The following is a 23,982-nucleotide window of genomic DNA, read 5'->3' as shown; positions in this document are numbered from 1 at the left end:
GCTAGGCGCGGGCGAACTCGAACGCGAGCACATCCGCTATCTGCGCGGTGCCACGCAAGGCCATCAACAAGCGGTCGACGCCGACCGCCACACCGGCACAATCGGGTAGCTGCGACAACACCGCGAGCAGGCGTTCATCCAATGGCACCTGCTGCACCCCGCGCGCGGCACGCACCGCGTTGTCGCGCAGGAAACGTGCACGTTGCTCCTGCGCATCGTTGAGCTCGTGATACCCATTGGCCACCTCGTAAGCGCCCAGATACAGCTCGAAGCGCTCGGCCACCGGCGGGCTGTCGTGGCGGATGCGCGCCAATGCGCATTGGCTGGCCGGCCAGTCGTGCACCACGGTCAAGGTGTCGCTGGCAAAGCTGGGCTGGATGCGATGGGTCATCAGCAGGTCCAGCCAGTCGTCGCGGGTCAGGCCGTGCGGATCGATGGCGATGTCGTGCAACGGCGCGCGTAGCGTTTCGACCGGATCGAGCAACGGGTCGATACCCAACTGCTGCAGGAACAGGTCGCGATAGCTCAGCACCTGCACGCGCGCTTCGCGCTCGACCAATGCAAGCGCGTGCTGCACCAACGCGATGGTCTCCTGCGCCAAGGCGCGATCGTCCCAGCCCACCCGGTACCACTCGAGCATGCTGAACTCGGGATTGTGGCGGCCGCCTGCTTCGCCATTGCGGAACACCCGCCCCAGCTCGTAGCAATCGCCCACGCCGGCTGCGAGCAGGCGCTTGAGCGGATATTCCGGCGAGGTGCGCAACCAACGTACCGCTGCGCCAGCATCCACATGGCCGCTGAAGCGCGTGCTGAAACTGTCGATATTCGGCTCGGTGTTGCCGGCCTCCGAGAGCACCGGCGTTTCAACCTCCAGCACGCCACGCTCGGCGAAGAACGCGCGGATCACCGCATTGAGCCGGGCGCGTAACTGCAACGCGGCCAGATCGATCTGCGCCGCACTCATGGCTGCTGGCCGTGCTCGCCGAGAAACGCCAGCAGCCGCGCCTCATCCCAGATATCCACGCCCAGCGACTGCGCCTTGTCGAGCTTGGAACCGGCTTCTTCGCCAGCCACCAGAAACGCGGTTTTCTTGGAGACGCTGCCGGCGACTTTCGCGCCCAGCGCTTCCAGGCGCTGCTTGGCCGCATCGCGCGTCAATGCGGCCAAGGTGCCGGTGATGACAACGGTCTGGCCGTCGAGCGGGCCGGTCGGCAGCGCATCGGCTTCGGGCAGGCGCGAGAGCACCGTTTCCATCGCCTGCTGCGCGGCGCTGGCCAAGTCCGCGTTTTCCGGCCGCTCCAGCCATTGCTGCACCGAAGCGACGACCGCCGCAGGCACGCCGGCCTGCAGCAAGGCATCGGCACCGGCGCTGCGCAACGCATCGAACGAGTCCACTGCGGTGGCCAGTTGCTGCGCACGCACCGGCGTCACCTTGGGGATATCCATGTCTTCCAGCACGCTGGCAAAACTCAGCGCGTCGCGCAGCTTGGGCGAAGGCGGATGTGCATCGCCGATACGCACGCCACGTTGCAGCAGATCGTCGATGGCCTGCTGATTGCCGGGCTGATCCAGGAAGTGCCCGAGCGAGCGCGCCACTTCGCCACCGATATCGGGCACGCGCTTGAACAGCGGCCACGGCAGATGGCGAATCAACTCCAGATCGCCGAACCAGGCCGATAAGGCCTTGGCCGTGCTCTCGCCGACATGTTCAATGCCCAGCGCAAACAGGAAACGTTCGAGCGTGGTGTCGCGCGATTTTTCAATCGCCTCGATCAGGTTTTCCGCCCACTTGGTGGCGATCTTCTTGCGGTTCCAGTCGAAGGCCGGCAGACCGGCGCGCAATAGATCGGCCTGCCAGGTTTGCGGCACCTCGCGCTCGCCGGCCAGATCCACACCGATGCTAACCACCGTCTTTTCCAGCTGCGCATATGCGCCGGTGGCCAGATGCTCGCGCGCCTCGCGCAAGAAGGCGTGCGGACTTTCGGCGGTGCTGATCAGACGCAACTGCAGCAGCTGATCGACGGTGAGCAGATATAGATCGGCCACGCCCTGCACCACGCCGCTGTCGACCAGCACCTCGATGAATTTTTCGCCCAGGCCATCGACATCCATCGCGCGGCGCGAGACGAAATGCCGGAACGCTTCCTTGCGCTGCGCCGGGCAGGTCAGCTCGCCGGAGCAACGCCATACCGCCTCGCCCTCCTCGCGCACGATCTCCGAGCCGCATACCGGGCATTGCGTGGGCATCTGCCATGGCTGCGTGCCGGGTGGCCGTTGATCGGCGACCACACCAGCCACTTCCGGAATCACATCGCCGGCACGCCGCACGATCACCGTATCGCCCACGCGCACATCCAGCCGCGCGATCTGGTCGGCGTTGTGCAGCGTGGCGTTGGTAACGATCACCCCGGCCACATGCACCGGCTTCAGCCGCGCCACCGGCGTGGCCGCACCCGTGCGGCCGATCTGGATCTCGATCGCCTCCACCGTGGTGGACTGCTCCTGCGCCGGGAATTTATGCGCAATCGCCCAACGCGGCGCGCGCGAGACAAAGCCCATCTCGCGCTGCCCGGCCAGATCGTCGAGCTTGTAGACCACGCCATCGATATCGAATGGCAGCCCGTCGCGCGCGGCACCAATGCGCTGGTAATACGCCAACAGCCCGTCACTGCCCTGCACTACCTCGACCAGGGCGCTGACCGGGAAACCCCATTCGCGCAATTGCGCCAGGATGGCCGAATGCGTCTGCGGTAATGCGCCCTCGCTAACTTCGCCAATGCCGTAGGCAAAGAAACTCAATGGGCGTTGCGCGGTAATACGCGCATCCAGCTGCCGCAGCGAACCAGCGGCGCCGTTGCGCGGGTTGGCCAATACCTTGCCGCCATGCAGCCGCATCTGCGCGTTATAGCTTTCGAATGCGGCGCGCGGCATATACACCTCGCCGCGCACTTCCAGAATGTGTGGCCACCCTTCGCCACGCAGACGCAGCGGAATCGCCTTGACGGTGCGCAGGTTGGCGCTGACATCCTCGCCGGTGGCGCCGTCGCCACGCGTGGCGCCCTGCACGAACTCGCCGTTTTCGTAGCGCAGGCTGATCGCCAGACCATCTAGCTTGGGCTCGGCAGAAAACAGCGGCTGCTTGACCTCGAGCCGCTCGCTGATGCGCCGCACGAACTCGGCCACTTCCTCATCGCTGAAGGCATTGCCCAGCGACAACATCGGCAAGGCATGCCGCACTTCGGCAAAGCGCGAGGCAGCCAGATGGCCGACACGCTGGGTTGGCGAATCGGCACTGGCCAGCTCCGGATGCGCGGCCTCCAACGCCTCCAGTTCGCGCATCAGGCGGTCGTAGTCGACGTCGGCCATCTGCGGCTCGTCGAGCACGTGATACCGGTAGTTGGCGTCCTCGAGACGATGACGCAGGGCGTCGATACGCTGCGCGGGATCCGGGCTGACAGTCATACGATCGCTGGGCTGGCTTGAGGAGCCGCCTATTCTAACGGGCCGTGCCGATGCGCAAGAGCTGGCCCGGCCACTGCCGCGACCACGCAGGCGCCGTCGACAGCAAGCCCTACGGGTATTTCCCGATAGGCAGACAAGCACAAACCCGATAGCGTGGCGCCCTCTGCCGCCCACCCGTCTGGAGTTCACCCGTGTCGTTGCCCGTCTCGCGCCGTTCGTTTCTCAGCCTCGCCAGCGTTAGCGTGGCGGTGTCCGCATTGGGACTGGCACCTGCGGCAGAGGCAGCCCGCAAGCGCGCAGCCGCAGCGGCAACGCCCAGCGTGGCGCCGGCCGCCGGTGCGGTGTATCTCAACCTCAACGAGCATCCGCTCGGGCCGGCGCCGGCCGCGCTGGATGCCGCGACGCGCTCGCTGGCGCGTTCGGGCCGCTACCTGTTCGAGATGGAGCAGGACCTGCGCAATCTGATGACCGGCGAATTGCAGCTGCCGGGCGACCATCTGGCGTTGTTTCCCGGTTCCAGGGACGCATTGAATCGTGCCGGCAGCCTGTTCACCTCGGCGCGTGCCGGGCTGGTGGTGGCCGACCCGAGCTTCGATCCGATCGTCGACAGCGCAAACGCGCGCGGCGTGCCGGTGCGCAAGGTGCCGCTGCGGGCCGATGGCGCGCACGACGTCAAGGCGATGGCCAAGGCCGACCCAACCGCCGGCCTGATCTATCTATGCAACCCCGGCAACGCCACCGGCGCCATCACCCCGCGTGCCGAGATCGAGTGGCTGCTGACCAACAAGCCGGCCAGCGCGGTATTGGTGGTCGACGAGGCCTATATCCACTACAGCAACGAACCGTCGGTGGCCGATCTGGTGCGTCAGCGCCAGGACCTGATCGTGCTGCGCAGCTTCTCCAAGCTCTACGGCATGGCCGGCCTGCGCCTGGGCGCTGCGTTGGCGCCGCCGGGGCTGCAGACGAAGCTCGCCAGCTTGGGCAGCAACCCGTTGTCGGTCCCGGCAATGGCCGCCGGCATCGCCAGCCTGCGCGACCCGCAACTGGTGCAGACCCGGCGCGCGGAAAATGCGCGCGTGCGCGACGACACCATCGCCTGGCTCAAGACCAAGGGCTACACCTGCCTGCCCACGCAGGCCAACTGCTTCCTGCTCGACGTCAAGCGCGACGCCAGCGTGTTCGCCGATTCGATGCAGAAACAGGGCGTCATCGTCGGCCGCAGCTGGCCGATCTGGCCCAAGCGCGTGCGCGTAAGCGTCGGCACCGAGGCAGAGATGCTGCGTTTTCGCGAGGCGTTTGCCAAGGCGAAACGCTGATCGCGTAGTAAAGCGAAGCGCTTACCCTTCTCCCTTCGGGAGAAGGTGCCCCGAAGGGGCGGATGAGGGTACGTGCGAAGCCTAGTGTTGTCCGGTTGCACGAGGGCTTCGCCCCGTACCCTCACCCCAACCCCTCTCCCGCAGGAGAGGGGCTTTAATCAGTCGCATTGCATGACGCTGCTCTGAGTGTGTACTGCGTTATTCCCTTCTCCTCTCGGGAGAAGGTGCCCCGAAGGGGCGGATGAGGGTACGCGCGAAGCCCGGCGTTGCCCGGCTGCACGAGAGCTTCGTCCTTGCCCCAACCCCTGCGCCTGCGGCTCGAGCGCGGGCACTCCAAGGCATGCGCACCTGCGGCGCGAAAGTCGCGCCTTCTCGCCCCGTCAGGAGAGGGGCTTTGGATTCCTACTGATCCAACGCCTCTGGCTCCGGAGCGCGCAGCGTGCTCCGGAGCCAGAGGTAGCTAATCACAAAGGTCAATGCCATCGAGCTGGCGTTCCATAGCAATAGCTCGCGCAGCATCGGCGGGCCTTGCAGGAGGTGCGTGTAGTAACGGCGATCCAACAGCGCGATGGCGTGCGGCATGAACACGCTGATGAAGGGCGTTGGCACCGGCGCAACCAGCAGCGTCATCGCAGCTGCGAAACCGTACTCAAGCCAGGGCGAACGACGCGGGCGCTTACGCAGGCGCGCGGCGATCCTTGTAAAGATCCACAACAACGGCATCGCCAATATCGCCCACAGCACCAGCAACAACGCGACTGCCAACACGCCCTGCAGGCTCAACATCGCTCAACTTACCAGCGCGGCGACTTGGTCAGCGGCGGTGCCTGGTGCTGGCGATCGTAGGCACGCAGTTCGTCGCGGATATGCGCCACGCGTTGACGGCCCAGCGCATTGCGACTGTCGTCCAGCACCACGCCATCGAGCAGTTCGGCCATGCGCTGCACGGTCGGCAGCATTTTTTCCCAGGCATCCAGCGCAGTCATCGGCGCCGGCAATGTGAGGAAAAACGCAATCGCCGGGGTCTGCATCTCGCGGATGTTGGCCATGTCGAAACTGCCGGGCTTGAGGATGCTGGCCATGCTGAAGATCGGCCCGCGCTCCGGGTGCCCTTCCACCAACCGGTGGAAGACATTCATGTGGCCGAACACCAACCCGGTCTTCTCTGCAGCCACCACCACGTCTTCGCCACGCAGCACCTGCCCGGCCTTGGCCGCGACGAACAGCGAGACGATCTTGTCGAAGTCCTGATTCGGACGCTTGCCGACATCGTTGCCGCCGGCCGCATCCGCATCGTCCAGATTGAGTTCGCTCTGCTCGGCGCCTTCAGTGCGCTCGAACGGGTCGCCCTCCACACCCGGCTCGCCGGAAATCACCGGCTCGCGGCGTTCGCGCGGCTGCCCGTCGTCCTTGTCGACCCGGCGCCCTTGCGGCGATTTTTTCGGGCGACCAAACAGGAAGATGGCCGCGACCAGCAGCAGTCCAGCGATCAGGATCCCGATCCGGATCATGGCCATGTCGGACATTCAGCGTGCCTCCGCATAAGAGTGACAGGTGTCGATATTCCAACAAGCATGGCACGTCATGCCGCACCCGCCAAACGTGCGGCTTCTTCCAGGTCAACGCTGACCAGACGGCTGACGCCCGGCTCGCGCATGGTCACGCCGGAGAGCTGACGCGCGGCCTCCATCGTCGCCTTGTTGTGGCTGACGAACAGGAACTGCACTTTCTCGCTCATTTCCCGAACCATGTTGGCCAGGCGGCCGACATTGGCTTCGTCCAGCGGCGCGTCCACCTCGTCGAGCAAGCAGAACGGCGCGGGATTGAGTTGGAAGATCGCAAACACCAGCGCCACCGCGGTCATCGCCTTCTCGCCACCGGACAGCAGCGAGATGCTGGACACGCGCTTGCCCGGCGGGCGCGCCATGATGGTCACGCCGGTGTCGAGCAGGTCTTCGCCAGTAAGTTCCAGATAGGCATGCCCGCCGCCGAACAGCCGCGGATACAGTGCCTGCACGCCGGAATTGACCCGGTCGAAGGTGTCCTTGAAACGGCCGCGGGTTTCGCGGTCGATCTTGCGGATCGCCTCTTCCAGGGTTTCCAGCGCGGTGTTGAGATCCAGGTTCTGCGCATCGAGGTATTCGGAGCGTTGCGCCGCTTCGCCGTATTCCTGGATCGCGGCCAGGTTGACCGGTTCCAGCCGCCGCATGCGCCCATCGATCTGGCCGACCGCCGCCTCCCACTCGGCCAGATTGGCCGATTCGGGCAAGCCGTTGACCACGTCTTCGAGCACGAAGCCGGCCTTCACCACCGCAGCCTCCAGCTGTTCGGCGCTGAGCACCAGGGCTTGCTGATCGAGCTTGCGCTGCGAAATGCGCTCGCGCTGACCCAGTGCCTGTTCGTCGCGCTGCTGACGGGTCTGTTCGTAGCTGCGCAGTTCGCCGTCAACACTCTCCAGCATGGTGCGCGCTTCGCTCAGTACGCGCTCGGTGCGCACACGCTCGCTCAAGGCGGCCTGATGCTCGTGCTCCAGCGTTTCCACCGGCGAATCGCCTTCGCTGAGCTGGGCGACCAGATCTTCCAGGCGCGTATCGAGCTGGCCGCGCTGGCTGTCCATGCGCTCCAGCGTCTGACTGAGCGAGGTGATTTGCGTGCGCTGCGATTCCAGCGTGAGTGCTAGTGCATGCATCGCATCGCGCACTCCACGTGCGGCGTCGCGGGCCTGGTCGCGCGCATCGGTGAGCTGACGGCGTTCGTTTTCCAAAGCCGCACGGGTGCCCTGCAGATCGCCCATGAGGGTCACTGCATCTTCGAGTTTGGCGCGCGCTTCGCGTGCCTGCTCACGGCTGGTGTCCAGCGTTTCCAGCAGCTGCGACAACTCGCTTTCGATGCGTTCGATGCGCGTGCGTGCGGCATCGACCTTGCCTTGCTGGCTCTGCAGCTGACCGGCCAGCTCGGAGACGCTGCGATGCGCCATGTATAACTGACGCTGCGCATCTTCGCGTTGCTGCTCGGCGGCCAGCAGCTGCTCACGGAAGCTGCCCAGGCGCTGCTCTAGCTCGGCTTCGCGCTCCTGCAAGGTTTCGATCTGCGCGCGTAATTCTTGAATCTCGCGCTCGCGCAACAAGGCGCCCTGCTTGGCGGCGCCGGAACGCGACACGCGCACCCAGCCCTCGCCCAGCCGCTCGCCATTGCGGGTGATGACCGAATCGCCCTCGGGCAGGCTGCGCTGCAGCGTGCGTGCGGCATCCAGATCCTCGGCCGCATGCAGGCGCGCGAGCAGGCGGCGGATCGCGATCGGCCCCTGCACCTTGGCCGCCAGCGAGGTCGGTGCGAAGGTGGCGTTGTCGCTGGCATTGGACACCAGCGCGATGCGGCCGTCGCCCAACTCGCCCAGCGCGTCGACCAGTTGCTCCGGCGCATCCACCAGCACGCCTTCGATCAATTGCCCCAACGCACCTTCGACCGCATTTTCCCAGCCGCTTTCGACCGTGATGCGTTCGCCGACGCGCGCAGCCGAATCCAGCCCGCGCGATTTCAGCCACGCCACCGCCGCGCCCTGCTCCTGACCGAGCGCGGCCTGCTGCAGGGTTTCCAGCGACGACAGCCGACCACGTGCAGCCTGCGCCTGCTTGCGTACTTCGGCCAGTTCGCCCTGGCTGGCCCGTTGCTGTTCCTGCAGCCCACCGAGCGCGTGCTTGCGCGCTTCGACCTGCTCGGTCAGCCCGTCCAGCGAGGTCTTCTGGGTTTCATGCCGCAGCTCGATCTGCTCGAACGCTTCGGCCAGCGCATCCAGATCCAGCCCGGCGCGCTCGTTGACCAATGCTTCGCGGCGGCGGTCGGCTTCCAGCGACTGGCGATCGAGATAATCGACACGCGTGCGCTCCACTTCGCCGGCACGCGAGGCCTCGCCGGTATCGCGGTTATGGGTTTCCCAGCGCTGCTGCCAGTCGGCCAGCCGCGCTTCGGCTTCGCGCAGCGATTCCTGGCGGAATTCGTGGTCTTCGCGCAGCTGTTCCAATTGCGGTTCGGCCGCGTCCACCGCCTCGCGCAGCACCGCCAATCTGGCCGAGTCGCCGCTGATGTGCTGGGTCAGTTCCTGCAGCTGGCTCTGCGCCTCATCGCGTGCCTTGTGCAAGCGATGCGAGAGTTCGCGCTGATGCTGGATCTGCTGCTCGATGCGCGCCAACGCACCACCGACCTGATAGACATCGGCCTGCGCCTTGGCCACCGCTTCGGCGGCTTCCTCGCGACGCACGCGGCCGGTTTCGATGCGCGCTTCGGCATCGCGCTGTTCGGCGATCAGCTGCTGCAGGCGTGTCTCTTCCTGATTCAATTTTTCGCGCAGGCCCTGCAGCCGGCCATCCAGGCCGCGGTATTCCAGCGCCTTCCACTCGGCGTCCTTGATCCGGCGTTCTTCCTGCAGGGCCTGGTACTGCTCGGCCTGCCGCGCCTGGCGCTGCAGATGCGCCAGCTGCTTGGTGATTTCTTCGCGCAGATCGCCCAGGCGATCGAGATTTTCGCGGGTGTGGCGAATGCGTGTTTCGGTTTCCTTGCGGCGTTCCTTGTACTTGGAAATGCCGGCGGCCTCTTCCAGATACACACGCAGATCTTCCGGGCGCGCCTCGATGATCTGGCTGATCATGCCCTGCTCGATGATCGAGTAGCTGCGCGGCCCCAGACCGGTGCCCAGGAACAGATCGGTGATGTCGCGGCGGCGGCATTTGGTGCCGTTGAGATAGTAGGCGCTGCTGCCGTCGCGGCTGACCAGGCGCTTGACCGAGATCTCGTTGAACGAGGCGAACTCACCGGTGATGGTGTGATCGGAGTTGTCGAAGATCAGCTCCACCGTCGCCTGCGACACCGGCTTGCGCGCCGAGGAGCCGGCGAAGATCACGTCGGTCAGCGAGTCGCCGCGCAGGCGGCTGGCCGAGCTTTCGCCCATCACCCAGCGCACCGCATCGATGATGTTGGACTTGCCGCAACCATTGGGGCCGACGATGCCGGTCATGTTGGTGGGCAGGTGCAACGTAGTCGGGTCGACGAACGACTTGAAACCGGACAGTTTGATCGTGGACAGGCGCATGGGACTGGAGGTTCCGGGCACCGCACGGACGAAGCCGGCAGGCGCTTTTTCCTGTGAAGCCAGTCCCTAAACCCTTGATCCATAAGATCAGCAGGCCGTGGAACCGGCAATGGAGCATGAGTATAACGGGCCGGCCATCGCTGGCGGCGGCGCCATAAAGACGAAGGGCGCCTAACAAGGCGCCCTTCGGGTACAGCATGACGCGTGGATCAGGCGTCGGATTCGACGATGACCTTGACCGAGGTTTCCACATCGGCGTGCAGGTGCAGCACAACGTCGTATTCGCCGACATTGCGGAATGCGCCTTCGCCCAGGATCACTTCGCTCTTTTCCAGCGGCAGGCCGGCGGCGGTGAACGCCTCGGCGATGTCGCGCGGGCCGACCGAACCGTACAGCTTGCCTTCGGTGGACGCATGCGCACCGATGGTGACGCTGGCGCCTTCGAACTTGGTGGCGCGGCTCTGTGCATCGGCCAGGATGCTGTTGGCCTTGGCTTCGTAATCGGCACGCTTGGTTTCGAACGCTTCCACGTTGGCAGCGGTGGCCGGCACGGCCTTACCCTGCGGCACGAGGAAATTGCGGCCGTAACCCGGCTTGACGCTGACCTTGTCGCCCAGGTTGCCCAGGTTGGTCACTTTCTGCAGAAGAATCAGATCCATGGTGGTGCTCCGTTATTCGTTAGCGCCGGCGCTTTGGCCGACGCAACGTTTGCTGTCCGAAAAGACGGGGATTCGGGAATCGGGATTTGGGAATCGCAAGAGCACGATCAACACCGCATCTCGAATGACCGGCCTCTATATTTTAATAACCCGCACATGGATGTGCGGGCTCTTCCGAGGGACTCGGATTAGACGTCGTGATTGTCCGTGTACGGAATCAACGCCAGGAAACGCGAGCGCTTGACGGCCGTCGCCAGCTGACGCTGGTACTTGGACTTGGTACCGGTCACGCGGCTCGGCACGATCTTGCCGTTCTCGGTGAGGTACTGACGCAGGGTGTTGAGATCCTTGTAATCGATCTCTTTCACGCCTTCGGCGGTGAACTTGCAGAACTTGCGACGACGGAAGAACTTGGACATGACAGCGCTCCTTAAGCGGCTTCGGCGTTGTCGCCGTCGGTATCGGTGGCGGCAGGTGCAGCATCGCCCTCATCGTCATCACGACGACGACGCTCGCTACGCTCGGGCTTGTCGCCCTTCTCGTCCTTGCTCTTCATGATCAACGACTGCTCGGTGTCCGGGCCATCGCGCTTGACGACCAGGTGACGCAACACCGCATCGTTGAAGCGGAAGCTTTCCACCAGTTCGCTCAGCACGGCCTGGTCGACTTCGATGTTGAGCAGCACGTAATGCGCCTTCACCAGGTTCTGGATCGGGTAAGCCAGCTGACGACGGCCCCAGTCTTCCAGACGGTGGATGGTGCCGTTACCGCCCTCGATCAGCGACTTGTAGCGCTCGATCATGGCCGGGACCTGCTCGCTCTGATCCGGGTGGACCAGGAACACGACTTCGTAATGACGACTCATGTTTGTTATTACCTTTCGGATGTGGCCACGTGGGCCGGACAGCTCCCCGGTAAACCGCGCAAGGCGGCCGGTGGAGCAAGGGTTCCCGGCCGGAACCGGACAGGAAGCAGGAAAGTATGGCAGTTCAGGTGCTTAGCCGCAACTGGGCCATACCAGCAGCCAAGCTTACGAGCGTGATATCTGCGCGGCGACTGCTTAAGCCCCTCTCCCACCGGGAGAGGGGTTGGGGTGAGGGTACGGGGCAAAGCCGCTGGCAACGTCCGACCGCGCTTGGCTTCGCTCCGTACCCTCATCCGCCCTTCGGGCACCTTCTCCCGAGGGGAGAAGGGATCAACGGTGCTCGGCTGCCGTCGTGAAGCTCTCCCCACACCCGCACTCGGCAGTGGCATTGGGATTGCTGAAGGTAAACGTCTCGCTCAGCCCGTGCTTGCCGAAGTCGATGCAGGTGCCATCGACCAGCGGCAGGCTGGTGGGGTCGACGAAGATGCGCACGCCGTCCTGCTCGAATACCGCGTCGTCATCGCGCTGATCGCGCGCCAGGTCGGTGATGTGGCCCCAGCCGGAGCAACCGGTCTTGGTCACACCGAAGCGCAGGCCCAGCGTCCCCGGGGTCTGCTGCACGAAACGCTGCACGCGCTCCAGCGCGGCGGGGGTGAGGCTGATGGCCATGGGAGGTGCTCCGAAAAACAATGGTGGCAAGTATAGCGAGGCCGCAACACCTTCGGCGGCGCCCTCAGCTGCGGCACCTCCCTCAAATGGGGGCACAGCAGGCCTGCGACAAGCACCTCGACCCGCAAGCGGTTCAGATGCTCGCGCCAGCGCGCCCGCAGCCAGTAAACTCGCAGACCATTCAAAGTCGCTACGGCGAGGACAAGTCATGACGGTGGTCAGCGTTGAACATGCGCTTGCGGGGAAACTCCCCGAAGGCGGCGAAGTCACGGTACGGGGGTGGGTGCGCACGCTGCGCGGATCTGCCGGACTGGCCTTCATCAACGTGACCGATGGCTCGTGCTTCGCTCCGATCCAGGTGGTGGCGAATGACACCCTGCCCAATTTCGACGAGGTCAAGCGCCTGACCAGCGGCTGCTCGCTGATCGCCAAGGGCGTGCTGGTCAAGTCGCAGGGCAAGGGCCAGTCGTTCGAGATCCAGGCCAGCGGTGTCGAGATCGTCGGCTGGGTCGAGGACCCGCTGACCTACCCTATCCAGCCCAAGCCAATGTCGCCGGAATTCCTGCGCGAGGTAGCGCATCTGCGCCCGCGCACCAATCTGTTCGGTGCGGTCACGCGTATCCGCAACTGTCTGGCGCAGGCGGTGCACCGCTTCTTCCATCAGAACGGCTTTAACTGGATCAGCACCCCGATCGTGACCACGTCCGACGCCGAAGGTGCCGGGCAGATGTTCCGCGTCTCGACTCTGGACATGGCCAACCTGCCGCGCAACGACAAAGGCGAGGTCGATTTCAGCCGCGATTTCTTCGGCAAGGAGACCTTCCTAACCGTGTCCGGCCAGCTCAACGTGGAGGCGTATTGCCTGGCGCTGAGCAAGGTCTACACCTTCGGCCCGACCTTCCGCGCCGAGAACAGTCACACCACGCGCCATCTGGCCGAGTTCTGGATGATCGAGCCGGAAATCGCCTTCGCCGATCTGGCCGAAGACGCGCGCCTGGCCGAGCAATTCCTCAAGTACCTGTTCCGCGCGGTGCTGGACGAGCGCGGCGACGATCTGGCCTTCCTGGCCGAGCGCGTGGACAAGAACGCGATCAGCAAGCTGGAAGCCTTCATCAATGCCCCGTTCGAGCAGATCGACTACACCGAGGCGGTGAAGCTACTGCAGAACTCGGGCAAGAAGTTCGATTTCCCGGTCGAATGGGGCCTGGACCTGCAGACCGAGCACGAACGCTGGCTGACCGAAGAGCACATCGGCCGCCCGGTGGTGGTGACCAACTACCCCGAGCACATCAAGGCGTTCTACATGCGCCTGAACGACGACGGCAAGACCGTCGCGGCGATGGACGTGCTGGCGCCGGGCATCGGCGAAATCATCGGCGGCAGCCAGCGCGAAGAGCGTCTGGATGTATTGGATGCACGCATGGCGCAGTTCGGCCTGGATAAGGAGCACTACAGCTGGTACCGCGATTTCCGTCGCTACGGCTCGGTGCCGCATGCCGGTTTCGGCTTGGGGTTCGAGCGCCTGGTGGTGTACGTGTGCGGGCTGAGCAATATCCGCGACGCTATCCCGTATCCGCGCGCACCGGGCAGCGCCGAGTTCTGATGTGACCACTGCTGCGTCCCTGGCGACTAGGCACCGTCCACCAGGGACGCAGACGTTCGTGGCCCACCTCACTGCACGCATCAGCCGCTTCGACGCCCCGCCCCAGGAGCACTCCGCATGACGCTGTTCTTCGCACTGTGTTTTGTCGGTGTCGCAGTGGCCGGGCTCACCGCCTTGCTGATCTTCTGGCCGCTGACGCTGGTGCACATGCGCGACCGTCATCCGGAGGCATTGGCCAGCTTCGGCGACCCGGCCTTCATTAGTACCACGGCGCTGCGCTGGTTGCTGACGCGGCGCTACCGCAGCCACCGCGACAGCGCGCTGTCCGGTCTGGCCACTCCCGCCTGGCTGTCGCTGCTCACCATCTTTTTCGGCCTGGGCATGGCGGCCCTGCTCGGCCTGCTTTCCAAGGTAATGCAATGAACACGTACGAAGACCCTGCCCAGGGCGAACAGGTTTCCTGGTGGCTGGCCACGATCGGCCGCACGCTGATCTGGGCACGCCTGCGCGTCAATGAGGCAGGCACCGCAGAGGTGCTGGACAGCGACGGCAAGACGCTGCCCTACGACAGCGAAGACAGCGCCCGTGCGGCCTTGTTCGATGCCGAATTCGTCTCGCTCGACGGGCTGGACGAAGAAGACGCGCTGATGCGTGGTTTCTCGCTCAACGAAATCTCGCCGCCGCGCGGCGAAGACGATGCGGATCTGCGCGAACGCATGGTCGTGACCCTGGGTGGTCGCGCCTGACATGTACGCCCCACGCGCGTTTGTGCAGACCGATCTGGCCTTGCTGGACTGGCTGATCGCGCGCGACCCGTTCGTCACCCTGATCAGCCAGGGCGAGGACGGCCAGCCGGCAATCACGCATCTGCCGGTGCTGTACCAACGCGATGCGCAGGCCGTGATCATCGAAGGCCACTGGGCGCGCCCCAACCCGCAGGCACGCCAGTCCGGCGATGCGGTGATGGTGGTGCAGGGACCGCACGCCTACGTGTCGCCCAGCTGGTATCTGGACAAGGAAGCGGCCGCACGCGTGCCGACCTGGAATTACGCGGTGGCGCATCTGCATGGCCGTTGCAGCCAGATCACCAATGAGCGGGAAGTCGGCGATCTGATCGGCCGCATGAGCGCGCATTTCGAACAGCGTGTGGGCAGCGATTGGTTGTTCGAGATGGAGCGCGACAGTCACCGCCGGCAACTGCGCGGCCTGGTCGGTTTTCGCTTCGTGCCCAGCCGCATCGAGCTCACCTTCAAGCTCAGTCAGAACCATCCGGCCGGCAATGTCGCTGCGGTCAGCGCTGCGCTGGAACAACAAGCCTCCAGCGAGTCACGCGAGCTGGCCACGCTGATGCGCGATGCCTTGCGCGCACGCGATGGCGCCGCCTGACCGGCACGGCACACAGTCGATTTCTGCACCACCGCTTTATGGCTCCTCTCTCGAACACACCCTGCCCTCTTTCCTCTGGAATACTGTGCGCATGAACGAGCTCAACCATTTACTCGCAAACAACCAGGCCTGGTCCGAGCGCATCCGTCGCGAAGACCCGGAATTCTTCTCCAAGCTGTCCACCCAGCAGACCCCGGAATATCTGTGGATCGGCTGCTCGGATTCGCGCGTGCCGGCCAACCAGATCATCGACATGGCGCCGGGCGAGGTGTTCGTGCACCGCAATATCGCCAACGTGGTGGTACACACCGATCTGAATTGCCTGTCGGTGATCCAGTTCGCGGTGGACGTGCTCAAGGTCAAGCACGTGTTGGTGGTGGGCCATTACGGCTGCGGCGGCGTCTTCGCCAGCCTCACCCAGAAGCGCATGGGCCTGGTCGACAACTGGATCCGCCACGTCACCGATGTGGCCGACAAGCATGAAGTCTGTCTGCACGATGCCGGTGAATTGCCGGCGCAGCACGCGCGGCTGTGCGAGCTCAATGTGCTCGAGCAGGTGGTCAATGTCTGCCGCACCACCATCGTGCGCGATGCATGGGAGCGCGGCCAGGAGCTGTGCGTGCATGGCTGGGTCTACAGCCTGCGCGATGGCCGCGTGCACGATCTGGGCATGTCGATCGACCGCTCCGAGCTGCTGCAGGAGCGTTACGACACGGCGCTGGCGCAGATTCAGGCCGATCACACCGAACGCTGAGTCGCACCTCGCGCCTCACCCACCATGGCGGCGCCCATCGGCGCCGTCGGTTGGCTATGCTGGACGTCTTCTTTGCCGAGGAACGTCCATGCTGGTCCCGCCGATCAACCTGCATGCCTGGATCGAACAACACCGCCACCTGCTCAAACCGCCGGTGGGCAACAAATGCATCCAGCAGGACGGCTTCATCATCATGATCGTCGGCGGGCCGAATGCGCGCACCGATTATCATTATGACGAAGGCCCGGAGTGGTTCTTCCAGCTCGAAGGCGAGATGGTGCTGAAGGTGCAGGACGAGGGCGTGGCGCGCGACATCCCGATCCGCGCTGGCGAAATCTTTCTACTGCCGCCGAAGGTGCCGCACTCGCCGCAGCGCGCGGCCGGCTCGATCGGCCTGGTGATCGAGCGCGAGCGCTTGCCCAACGAGCAGGACGGCCTGCAATGGTATTGCCCGCAGTGCAATCACAAACTTTACGAGGCGATGTTTCCGCTGCAGAACATCGAAACCGATTTTCCGCCGGTGTTCGATCATTTCTACCGCTCGCTTGCGCTGCGCACCTGCACCCAGTGCGGGCACGTGCATCCGGCGCCCGAGCGTTATGCCGCAACTGAGGCGTAAGTGGCGCAGAGGGTGACGATGCAGAACACGCGAAGCGGGAGACGCTCGACAGCGCTCGAACGACAGTGGCCGTTGCGCGCGCCATGCGGCGAGGTTGCAATGGCAGGCGACGCAGCGACCGCACGCCGGCCAACAACACGCCTGTCTGTCATCCGCGCAACTGTCATCCGCGCACACGCGCGACGTGCATGCGGCTCGAACGCACTGCCAGCGATGCCATGCTGCGCGCACTGATCGACCTCAAACCGCGCGACGTGCCGCTGCGCGTTGCGCTGCGCAATACCGCCGCAGTGGTGCTGCCGCTGGCGGTGGGCGTGGCCACCGGGCATGTCGCTGCGGGTCTGGCGGTGTGCACCGGCGCGCTCAACACCATGTTCACCGACCAGCCCGGCCCGTATCGCGCGCGCTTGCAACGCATGTTGATGGCCGCGCTGGCCGCCGGTGCGGCCGCGTTGCTGGGCATCTGGGTCGGCCACAACACCCCTGCCCTGGTGGTCGCCGGCTTGTTGCTCGGCCTGGGCGGCGGGCTGCTGGTGGCGCTCGGCCCGGTGGCCGCGCGCGTGGGCCTGACCAGCATGATCCTGCTGGTGGTCAGTGCCGATATGCGCTTGCCGATCGCGCAGGCACCGGGCGTGGCCGCGTTGATCTTCGCCGGCGGCCTGCTCCAGGTCGTGCTGGCATTGGCCGCGTGGCCGCTGCAACGCTATCGCCCGGAACGCTTCGCACTGGCCGATCTGATGCGCCAGCTGGCAGGCATCGCACGCCAGCGCCCGGAAGCCAGCGCCGCGCCGCCGGCAACGCAGGAAGTGCTCGATGCGATGGTGATGCTGCACGGCGAACATCGCTCGCGCGCGATCGCCGTGCAGAGCTTTCGCATCATCGCCGAGCTCTGCGATCGGGTACGGCTGGAGCTGCTGTCGCTGGCCGATGCCGACACCCGCCTGACCGACTCGCAGGCGCGCCCGGCCATCGAACGCGTGCTCGAACGTAGTGCCATCGTGCTGGAACAACTCGCACACGCAATGACGGTGGGCGAAGACCCGTTAGCGGCGGATGCCTCGATGACCGGATTCGACGATCTGGTCGCGGCACTGGCGCAGTTTCAGCACGACAACGCCGATACCCGCGAACGCCGGCTGGTGCGTGTGGCGGTGGCGCGCGCGCAAGGCCTGGGCGGCCAGTTGCGTGCCCTGATCCGCAATGCGCACTGGGCCAGCAGCCGTGGCGAGATCCAGGCGCAGTTGGCCGAAGCGCGCTTGCCGGCAGCCTTGCGGCCAGCGGCGACCTTGGCCACCTTGCGCGCAAATCTGGATCTGTCCTCGGTGGCGTTTCGGCATGCATTGCGTTGCGGCGTGTGTCTGGCACTGGCGATCGCCTTCCAGCGTTGGCAGCAGATTCCGCACGGCTTCTGGATTCCGATGACCACCGCCATCGTGCTCAAGCCGGATTTCGGCGGCACTTTCAGCTTCGGCGCCTTGCGCGTGGCAGGTACCTTCGTCGGCTTGTTGGTGGCCACGTTACTCGCACATTTTGCGATGGATGGCGCCAGCATCCGGCTGGCGTTGCTGGCGCTGTTTTGCCTGGGTTTCCGCTTGTTGACGCAGGTGAATTACGGTATCGGCGTCGCGTTTCTGACCGGCATGCTGGTGCTGTTGCTGTCGTTCGAAGGCGTGGCGCCCGGCGACGCCATCGGTGCGCGTCTGCAGGCAACGGTAGCCGGAAGCGCATGGGCGTTGATCGCCTACGCGTTGTGGCCCACGCGCGAACGCCGGCATATCCGCGCATCGCTGGCGCAACTGCTCAGCGCGTATCGCGATCATCTGCGCCATCTGTTGCTTGGCCAGATGGAGGGTTTAAGCGATACCCGCGCCGCCGCACGTGTGGCACGCACCAATGCGCAGGCCTCGATCGAACGGCTGCGCGGCGAGCCACGCAGCCGGCGCAATCTGCACGAACTCAAACTCGCCGAATCGCTGCTGGCCAACGGCAACCGGCTGATCCGCGCCACCTTGTCGCTGGAAGCGGTGCTGCGCGATGGCCACCCCTTACCCACGCTGGCGGCATTGCCCGCATTTGCGGAACAGGCCGATCAGGCGCTGACGGACCTGATCGACTGCCTGATCCACGGCGGCATCCCCGCAGCGGCCACCTTGCGCAGCGCCGAGCGCCGCCTGTCCGATGCGTTGGCCGCACTGCCCGACAGCTCGCCGACCACCGCTGCACTGGCCGACACAGTCGACCGCATCACCGACAGCATCGGCACGTTGACCCATCTGTTGCGCCCAGCCCGACCAGCGTCAGCCGGTGCCTCTGCAGAGGCACCGGCCGTGCATGACGGCGCACCCACTGCCGGCGGGTAAACTGACCTCACCGACCCGCGCTGCGAGCCTTGACGATGACCGACCCGCTGTCCCGCGCCCATGCCGTTGCACTGGACACCGCCGACCCGCTACGCAGCCTGCGCGATGCGTTCGTGTTCCCGCAGCATGGCGGCCAGGATCAGACCTATTTCGTCGGCAATTCGCTGGGCCTGCAGCCGCGCGCAGCGCGCGCGATGGTGGCCGAGGTACTCGACCAATGGGGCGCACTCGCGGTGGAAGGCCACTTCACCGGGCCCACCCAATGGCTGACCTATCACCAGCTGGTGCGCGATGGCCTGGCGCGCGTGGTCGGCGCGCTGCCCGGCGAAGTGGTCGCGATGAACACGCTGAGCGTCAATCTGCATCTGATGATGGCCAGCTTTTACCGTCCCACGCCCGAGCGCGGCGCGATCCTGATCGAAGCCGGTGCTTTTCCGTCCGACCGCCATGCGGTGGAATCGCAACTGCGCCTGCATGGGCTGGATCCGGCCACACACCTGATCGAAGTGGAAGCCGATGAGCCCAACGGTACCTTGTCGATGGCGGCAATTGCCGAAGCCATCGCATTGCATGGCCCGCGGCTTGCGTTAGTGCTGTGGCCCGGCATCCAGTACCGCACCGGCCAGGCCTTCGCGCTGGGCGAGATCGCGCGTTTGGCGCGCGCGCAAGGCGCCGCGGTGGGTTTCGATCTGGCGCATGCGGTCGGCAATATCCCGCTGACGCTGCACGACGATGGCGTGGATTTCGCGGTGTGGTGCCACTACAAATATCTCAACGCAGGGCCCGGTGCGGTGGGAGGTTGTTTCGTGCACGAACGCCATGCCAACAGCGACCTGCCGCGCATGGCCGGTTGGTGGGGGCACGAACAGCAGACCCGCTTCCGCATGGACCCGCAGTTCGTGCCCTCGCCTGGTGCCGAAGGCTGGCAGCTGAGCAATCCGCCGGTACTGGCGCTGGCACCGCTGCGTGCGTCGCTTGATGTGTTCGACCAGGCCGGCATGCCGGCGTTGCGTGCGAAATCCGAACAGCTCACCGGCCATCTGGAACAGTTGATCCACACACGCGTGCCGCAGGTGCTGCAGATCGTCACCCCGGCCGACCCTGCGCAGCGCGGCTGCCAGCTGTCGCTGCGGGTGGCCGGCGGGCGCGCGCAAGGGCGCTCGCTGTTCGAGTATCTGCAGTCGGTCGGCGTGCTTGGCGACTGGCGCGAGCCGGACGTCATCCGCATCGCACCGGTGCCGCTGTACAACCGCTTCTGCGATCTGCACCGGTTGGTCGAGCAGGTGGAAACCTGGGCCGCCGCCTGAGCACGTACGACACAGACTGTGCCATCGAACAGGTGTGCGCGTGAGCCGGAACCGGCACACGCGCACGTACACTCCAAGCCCGCACCTGGCTGACCGGCTTGCGCTGTTGCCAGCCGCTTCATTTTCTCCCTCTCCGCCGGCACCCGCGTCCGGCCGCTGCCGGATACCGCATTGAGCGCAGTCTCTCCTCGTTCCCTGACCCTGATCGGCGCCGGCCTGGCCGGTTGCCTGCTGGCTATCCTGCTGTCGCGTCGCGGCTGGCAGGTCACCGTCTACGAGCGCCGCGGCGATCCGCGCATCAAGGGCTACGAGTCCGGCCGCTCGATCAACCTGGCGCTGGCCGAACGCGGCCGCCACGCGCTACGCCAGGCCGGCGCCGAAGATGCAGTGATGGCCAAGGCGGTGATGATGCGCGGGCGCATGGTGCATCCACTGGTTGACGAGCCGCAGCTGCAACGCTACGGGCGCGACGACAGCGAAGTGATCTGGTCGATCCACCGCGCCGCATTGAATGTGGCGCTGCTGGATCTGGCCGAACAGGCCGGTGCACGCGTGCATTTTTATCGGCGCCTGCACACCGTGGACTTCGATGCCGGCTACGCGCGTTTCATCGACGACCGCGACGACCAGCCGCACGAAATCCACTTTCAGAGCCTGATCGGCAGCGATGGCGCCGGCTCGGCGCTGCGCGCGGCGATGCAGCGCAAATCGCCGCTGGGCGAGCGCATCGAATTCCTCGATCACTCGTACAAGGAGCTGGAAATTCCGCCGTTACCAGGCGGCGGTTTCCGCATCGAACGCAACGCGCTGCACATCTGGCCACGCGGGCGTTACATGTGCATCGCGCTGCCCAACGATGGCGGCACCTTCACCGTCACGCTATTTCTGCCCAACACGGGCGAGCCGAGCTTTGCCACCACGCGTACCGGCGACGAAGCGCTGGCCTTGTTCGCGCGCGATTTCCCGGATGCCTTGCCGCTGATTCCGCAGCTCAAGGAGCATTGGGAAGAACATCCGCCCGGGCTGCTCGGCACCTTGACGCTGGACCGCTGGCATCTGGACGGCCGCGCATTGCTGATCGGCGACGCCGCGCATGCGATGGTGCCGTTCCACGGCCAGGGCATGAATTGCGCCTTCGAAGACTGCGTGGCGTTGGCAGAGCAGCTGGACGCGCACGACGATCTCGAAACCGCGTTTGCCGCGTTCGAAGCGGCGCGCCGCGACGATGCGGCAGCGATCCAGCAGATGGCGCTGGAGAACTACCTGGAAATGCGCGACCGCGTCGGCGATGCCGCGTTCCTGCTGCAACGCGCGCTCGAACAGGAACTGCAGGTGCGCTGGCCCACCCGCTTTGTGCCGCATTACACGATGGTGACCTTCCTGCGCACGCGCTATTCGATCGCCCTGGCGCGCAGCGAGATCCAGCGCGAGATCCTGGTCGAAGCCACGCGTGGGCACACCGATCTGTCGCGCATCGACTGGGCGGCGCTGGAAGCGGTCGTGCATGCGCGTCTGCAGCCGCTGGAAGGCGCGCACTGATCGTCGCGCACAGGCCGGCGTCAGCGAGCCGGCGTGCGGATGAGAGATACTAGCCAGCACTGGCGGCGCCCTCCGCAGCGCGCCGCGGATCTGGATTTGATACGGCATGCCTGACAGCTTTCTCTTCTACGACCTGGAAACCTTCGGCCAGGATCCGCGCCGCACGCGCATCGCACAGTTCGCCGCCGTGCGCACCGATGCGCAACTGCGCGTGATCGAAGAACCGATCAGCTTCTTCGTACAGCCGGCCGACGATCTGCTGCCCTCCCCGTACGCGACCATGGTCACCGGCATCACCCCGCAGCACGCGCTGCGCGAAGGCGTTAGCGAGGCCGAGGCGTTTGCGCGCATTTCCGAACAGATGAGCCGGCCGCAGACCTGCACGCTGGGCTACAACTCGATCCGCTTCGACGACGAGTTCGTGCGCTGCGGTCTGTTCCGCAATTTCTACGATCCCTACGAGCGCGAGTGGCGCGGCGGCAATTCGCGTTGGGATCTGCTCGATGTGTTGCGGCTGGTGCATGCCCTGCGCCCGGACGGCATCGTCTGGCCGCAGCGCGAAGACGGCGCCACCTCGTTCAAGCTCGAACACCTGGCCGATGCCAATGCGGTGCGCGAAGGCGATGCGCACGAGGCGCTGTCGGACGTGTACGCCACCATCGGCATGGCGCGCAGATTCCAGCAACATCAACCGAAATTGTGGGAGTACGCGCTGCGTCTGCGCGACAAGCGCTTTGCGGCGACGTTGCTGGATGTCATCGCCATGCAGCCGGTGCTGCATATTTCGCAGCGCTATCCCGCCTCGCGCATGTGCGCCGCCGCAGTGCTGCCACTGACGCGCCATCCGCGCATCGACAGCCGCGTGATCGTGTTCGACCTGGACGGCGACCCGGAGGTGCTGTTGCGCCTGAGCCCGGATGAGATCGCCGACCGGTTGTATATCCGCGCCGCCGACCTGCCCGAAGGCGAGCAGCGCATTCCGCTGAAAGAAGTGCATCTGAACAAGTCGCCGGCGCTGGTGGCCTGGCAACACTTGCGGGAAGCGGATTTCCAGCGCCTAGGCATCGACCACGACGCGGTGCTGGCCAAAGCCGCGCGCCTGCGCGAACTCGGCCCCGAGCTTGCCGAAAAAGTGCGCCAGGTGTACGGCAACGAACGCGCTGCAGCGCCAGCGGTCAACGACGCCGATGCCTCGCTCTACGACGGCTTCCTGGCCGAAGGCGACAAGCGCCTGCTGGCGCAGGTGCGTGTCAGCGCGCCGGCCGAACTGGGCGCGCTGGAATCGCGCTTTCGCGACCCACGCCTGATCGAGTTGCTGTTCCGCTACCGCGCGCGCAACTGGCCGCAAACGCTGTCGTTCGAAGAGCAGGAACGCTGGAACGTGTATCGCCGTCAGCGCCTGCTAGAAGACCGTGGTTTGGGCGAAGTCACGCTCGACCAGTTCCATGCGCAGATCGCGGATTTACGGCTTGCTCACCCCGACGATGCTACCAAGCAAGCCCTACTCGACCAGCTCGCCGCCTGGGGTTCGGACCTCCAACGCACGCTATGACCACCTATTTTTCCGATGCCAGCTTCAAGTTTCTGCGCGCCCTGGCCCGCCACAACGACAAGACCTGGTTCAACGACCACCGGCATCAGTACGAGGCGCACGTGCGCCAGCCGTTTTTGCAGCTCATCACCGACCTGCAGCCGGCGTTGGCCGAGGTCAGCGAACACTATCGCGCCGATCCCAAGACCCAGGGCGGCTCGCTGTTTCGCATCTACCGCGATGCACGGTTTTCCAACGACAAATCGCCGTACAAGAACTGGCAAGGTGCGCGCCTGTTTCATGAGCGCCGCCGCCAGGTGCCGGCGCCATCGTTTTACCTCCATCTGCAGCCGGGCGAGAGCTTTGTCGGTGCGGGGCTGTGGCATCCGGAACCGGATACCCAGCGCAAACTGCGCCAGTTCATTTTCGACAATCCCGCCAACTGGAAAGCGGCCGCATACGAACCCAAACTGCGTCGCAAGTTCGCGCTGGACGACAGCGAAAAACTGGTGCGTGCACCGCGCGGATTTCCAAACGATTTCGAGTTCATCGACGATCTCAAACATCGCAACTGGGCCTATCTGCGGCATCTGGACGACACCATCATGACCGGCCCGCGCCTGCGCCAGACCATCGAAGCGGATCTGGTGGTGCTGGCGCCGTTTGTCGATTATCTGTGCGCCGCCTTGGATCTGGAGTTTTGATGCAGCGTGCGGCGCAGGCAGCGATGCAAGCTGCAGCGGCCATCGGCGTGAGCTGGCGGTTTTCCACTGCGCTGCGTTGTATCTCGCAATCTCGCCTGCCACCACCAGCAATGGACTGCGCA

Annotated in this window: 21 protein-coding genes; 12 read left to right on the top strand and 9 right to left on the bottom strand. The window is 65.2% G+C overall.

All coding sequences use genetic code 11. The features are described from left to right. Position 1 precedes the first annotated feature (1 nt). Together epmA and ligA are read right to left on the bottom strand one after the other, a co-directional pair. A complete protein-coding gene (epmA, locus tag AC1KVG_RS11605) occupies positions 2–964 on the bottom strand; it encodes an EF-P lysine aminoacylase EpmA (RefSeq protein WP_481094497.1) in 963 nt (320 codons plus the stop codon). Then, the gene (ligA, locus tag AC1KVG_RS11600; protein WP_481094496.1) at positions 961–3,462 is read right to left on the bottom strand and encodes an NAD-dependent DNA ligase LigA; all 2,502 of its coding nucleotides are present in this window, start codon (positions 3,460–3,462) and stop codon (positions 961–963) included. The genes epmA and ligA overlap by 4 nt, the downstream gene beginning before the upstream one ends. Positions 3,463–3,653: 191 nt before the next feature. Here ligA and AC1KVG_RS11595 point away from each other — a divergent pair, with 191 nt between their 5' ends. After that, positions 3,654–4,778, top strand: coding sequence for a pyridoxal phosphate-dependent aminotransferase (locus tag AC1KVG_RS11595; RefSeq protein ID WP_481094495.1), 1,125 nt, complete (start codon positions 3,654–3,656; stop codon positions 4,776–4,778). Between the two features lie 402 nt (positions 4,779–5,180). On the opposite strand, the gene AC1KVG_RS11590 is transcribed toward AC1KVG_RS11595, so the two are convergent. From AC1KVG_RS11590 to AC1KVG_RS11560, 7 genes are all read right to left on the bottom strand, one after another. After that, the gene (locus AC1KVG_RS11590; protein WP_481094494.1) at positions 5,181–5,564 is read right to left on the bottom strand and encodes a hypothetical protein; all 384 of its coding nucleotides are present in this window, start codon (positions 5,562–5,564) and stop codon (positions 5,181–5,183) included. Between the two features lie 8 nt (positions 5,565–5,572). Further along, positions 5,573–6,304 (bottom strand): cell division protein ZipA, encoded by a 732-nt coding sequence (gene zipA, locus AC1KVG_RS11585; RefSeq protein WP_006451582.1) that lies wholly within the window; start codon positions 6,302–6,304, stop codon positions 5,573–5,575. A 56-nt stretch (positions 6,305–6,360) separates the two neighbouring features. Next, on the bottom strand, positions 6,361–9,864 hold the full coding sequence (smc, locus tag AC1KVG_RS11580) for a chromosome segregation protein SMC (protein WP_481094493.1): 3,504 nt from the start codon (positions 9,862–9,864) through the stop codon (positions 6,361–6,363). 209 nt (positions 9,865–10,073) lie between these two features. After that, on the bottom strand, positions 10,074–10,523 hold the full coding sequence (rplI, locus tag AC1KVG_RS11575) for a 50S ribosomal protein L9 (protein WP_006451584.1): 450 nt from the start codon (positions 10,521–10,523) through the stop codon (positions 10,074–10,076). A 188-nt stretch (positions 10,524–10,711) separates the two neighbouring features. After that, complete coding sequence (rpsR, locus tag AC1KVG_RS11570; RefSeq protein WP_005991243.1) at positions 10,712–10,942, bottom strand: 30S ribosomal protein S18; 231 nt, start codon at positions 10,940–10,942, stop codon at positions 10,712–10,714. Between the two features lie 11 nt (positions 10,943–10,953). Then, entirely contained in the window at positions 10,954–11,388 is a 435-nt protein-coding gene (rpsF, locus tag AC1KVG_RS11565) for a 30S ribosomal protein S6 (protein ID WP_006451585.1), read from the bottom strand. Between the two features lie 330 nt (positions 11,389–11,718). Further along, positions 11,719–12,057: a HesB/IscA family protein gene (locus tag AC1KVG_RS11560; RefSeq protein ID WP_006451586.1), complete on the bottom strand. Its 339-nt coding sequence runs from the start codon at positions 12,055–12,057 to the stop codon at positions 11,719–11,721. Positions 12,058–12,265: 208 nt separating this feature from the next. Between AC1KVG_RS11560 and asnS the strand changes: the two genes are divergently transcribed. The 11 genes from asnS (at position 12,266) to AC1KVG_RS11505 (ending at position 23,860) form a co-directional block, all read left to right on the top strand. Beyond that, positions 12,266–13,660 carry an asparagine--tRNA ligase gene (asnS, locus tag AC1KVG_RS11555; protein ID WP_481094492.1) on the top strand — a complete coding sequence of 465 codons (1,395 nt, stop codon included), beginning with the start codon at positions 12,266–12,268 and terminating at the stop codon, positions 13,658–13,660. A gap of 117 nt (positions 13,661–13,777) precedes the next feature. Continuing rightward, positions 13,778–14,083 (top strand): hypothetical protein, encoded by a 306-nt coding sequence (locus AC1KVG_RS11550; protein WP_481094491.1) that lies wholly within the window; start codon positions 13,778–13,780, stop codon positions 14,081–14,083. Beyond that, positions 14,080–14,406, top strand: coding sequence for a hypothetical protein (locus tag AC1KVG_RS11545; RefSeq protein ID WP_481094490.1), 327 nt, complete (start codon positions 14,080–14,082; stop codon positions 14,404–14,406). Before AC1KVG_RS11550 ends, AC1KVG_RS11545 begins: the two co-directional genes overlap by 4 nt. Before the next feature lies 1 nt (position 14,407). Further along, entirely contained in the window at positions 14,408–15,046 is a 639-nt protein-coding gene (locus tag AC1KVG_RS11540; RefSeq protein ID WP_481094489.1) for an FMN-binding negative transcriptional regulator, read from the top strand. A 91-nt stretch (positions 15,047–15,137) separates the two neighbouring features. Then, on the top strand, positions 15,138–15,800 hold the full coding sequence (gene can / locus AC1KVG_RS11535; protein WP_481094488.1) for a carbonate dehydratase: 663 nt from the start codon (positions 15,138–15,140) through the stop codon (positions 15,798–15,800). An 88-nt stretch (positions 15,801–15,888) separates the two neighbouring features. Next, positions 15,889–16,419 carry a 3-hydroxyanthranilate 3,4-dioxygenase gene (locus AC1KVG_RS11530; protein WP_176341033.1) on the top strand — a complete coding sequence of 177 codons (531 nt, stop codon included), beginning with the start codon at positions 15,889–15,891 and terminating at the stop codon, positions 16,417–16,419. A 218-nt stretch (positions 16,420–16,637) separates the two neighbouring features. Further along, a complete protein-coding gene (locus AC1KVG_RS11525) occupies positions 16,638–18,779 on the top strand; it encodes an FUSC family protein (RefSeq protein ID WP_481094521.1) in 2,142 nt (713 codons plus the stop codon). Positions 18,780–18,814: 35 nt separating this feature from the next. Further along, on the top strand, positions 18,815–20,086 hold the full coding sequence (gene kynU, locus AC1KVG_RS11520; RefSeq protein ID WP_481094487.1) for a kynureninase: 1,272 nt from the start codon (positions 18,815–18,817) through the stop codon (positions 20,084–20,086). Between the two features lie 171 nt (positions 20,087–20,257). Continuing rightward, the gene (locus AC1KVG_RS11515) at positions 20,258–21,625 is read left to right on the top strand and encodes an FAD-dependent oxidoreductase (RefSeq protein ID WP_481094486.1); all 1,368 of its coding nucleotides are present in this window, start codon (positions 20,258–20,260) and stop codon (positions 21,623–21,625) included. Positions 21,626–21,731: 106 nt separating this feature from the next. Continuing rightward, positions 21,732–23,177 carry an exodeoxyribonuclease I gene (sbcB, locus tag AC1KVG_RS11510; RefSeq protein WP_481094485.1) on the top strand — a complete coding sequence of 482 codons (1,446 nt, stop codon included), beginning with the start codon at positions 21,732–21,734 and terminating at the stop codon, positions 23,175–23,177. Beyond that, positions 23,174–23,860, top strand: a complete 687-nt coding sequence (locus AC1KVG_RS11505) for a DUF2461 domain-containing protein (RefSeq protein ID WP_168958482.1) — start codon at positions 23,174–23,176, stop codon at positions 23,858–23,860. The genes sbcB and AC1KVG_RS11505 overlap by 4 nt, the downstream gene beginning before the upstream one ends. Positions 23,861–23,982 lie beyond the last annotated feature (122 nt).

Source organism: Xanthomonas sp. NCPPB 3959, assembly GCF_056675575.1.
This window is presented reverse-complemented; position numbering and strand designations above follow the sequence as displayed.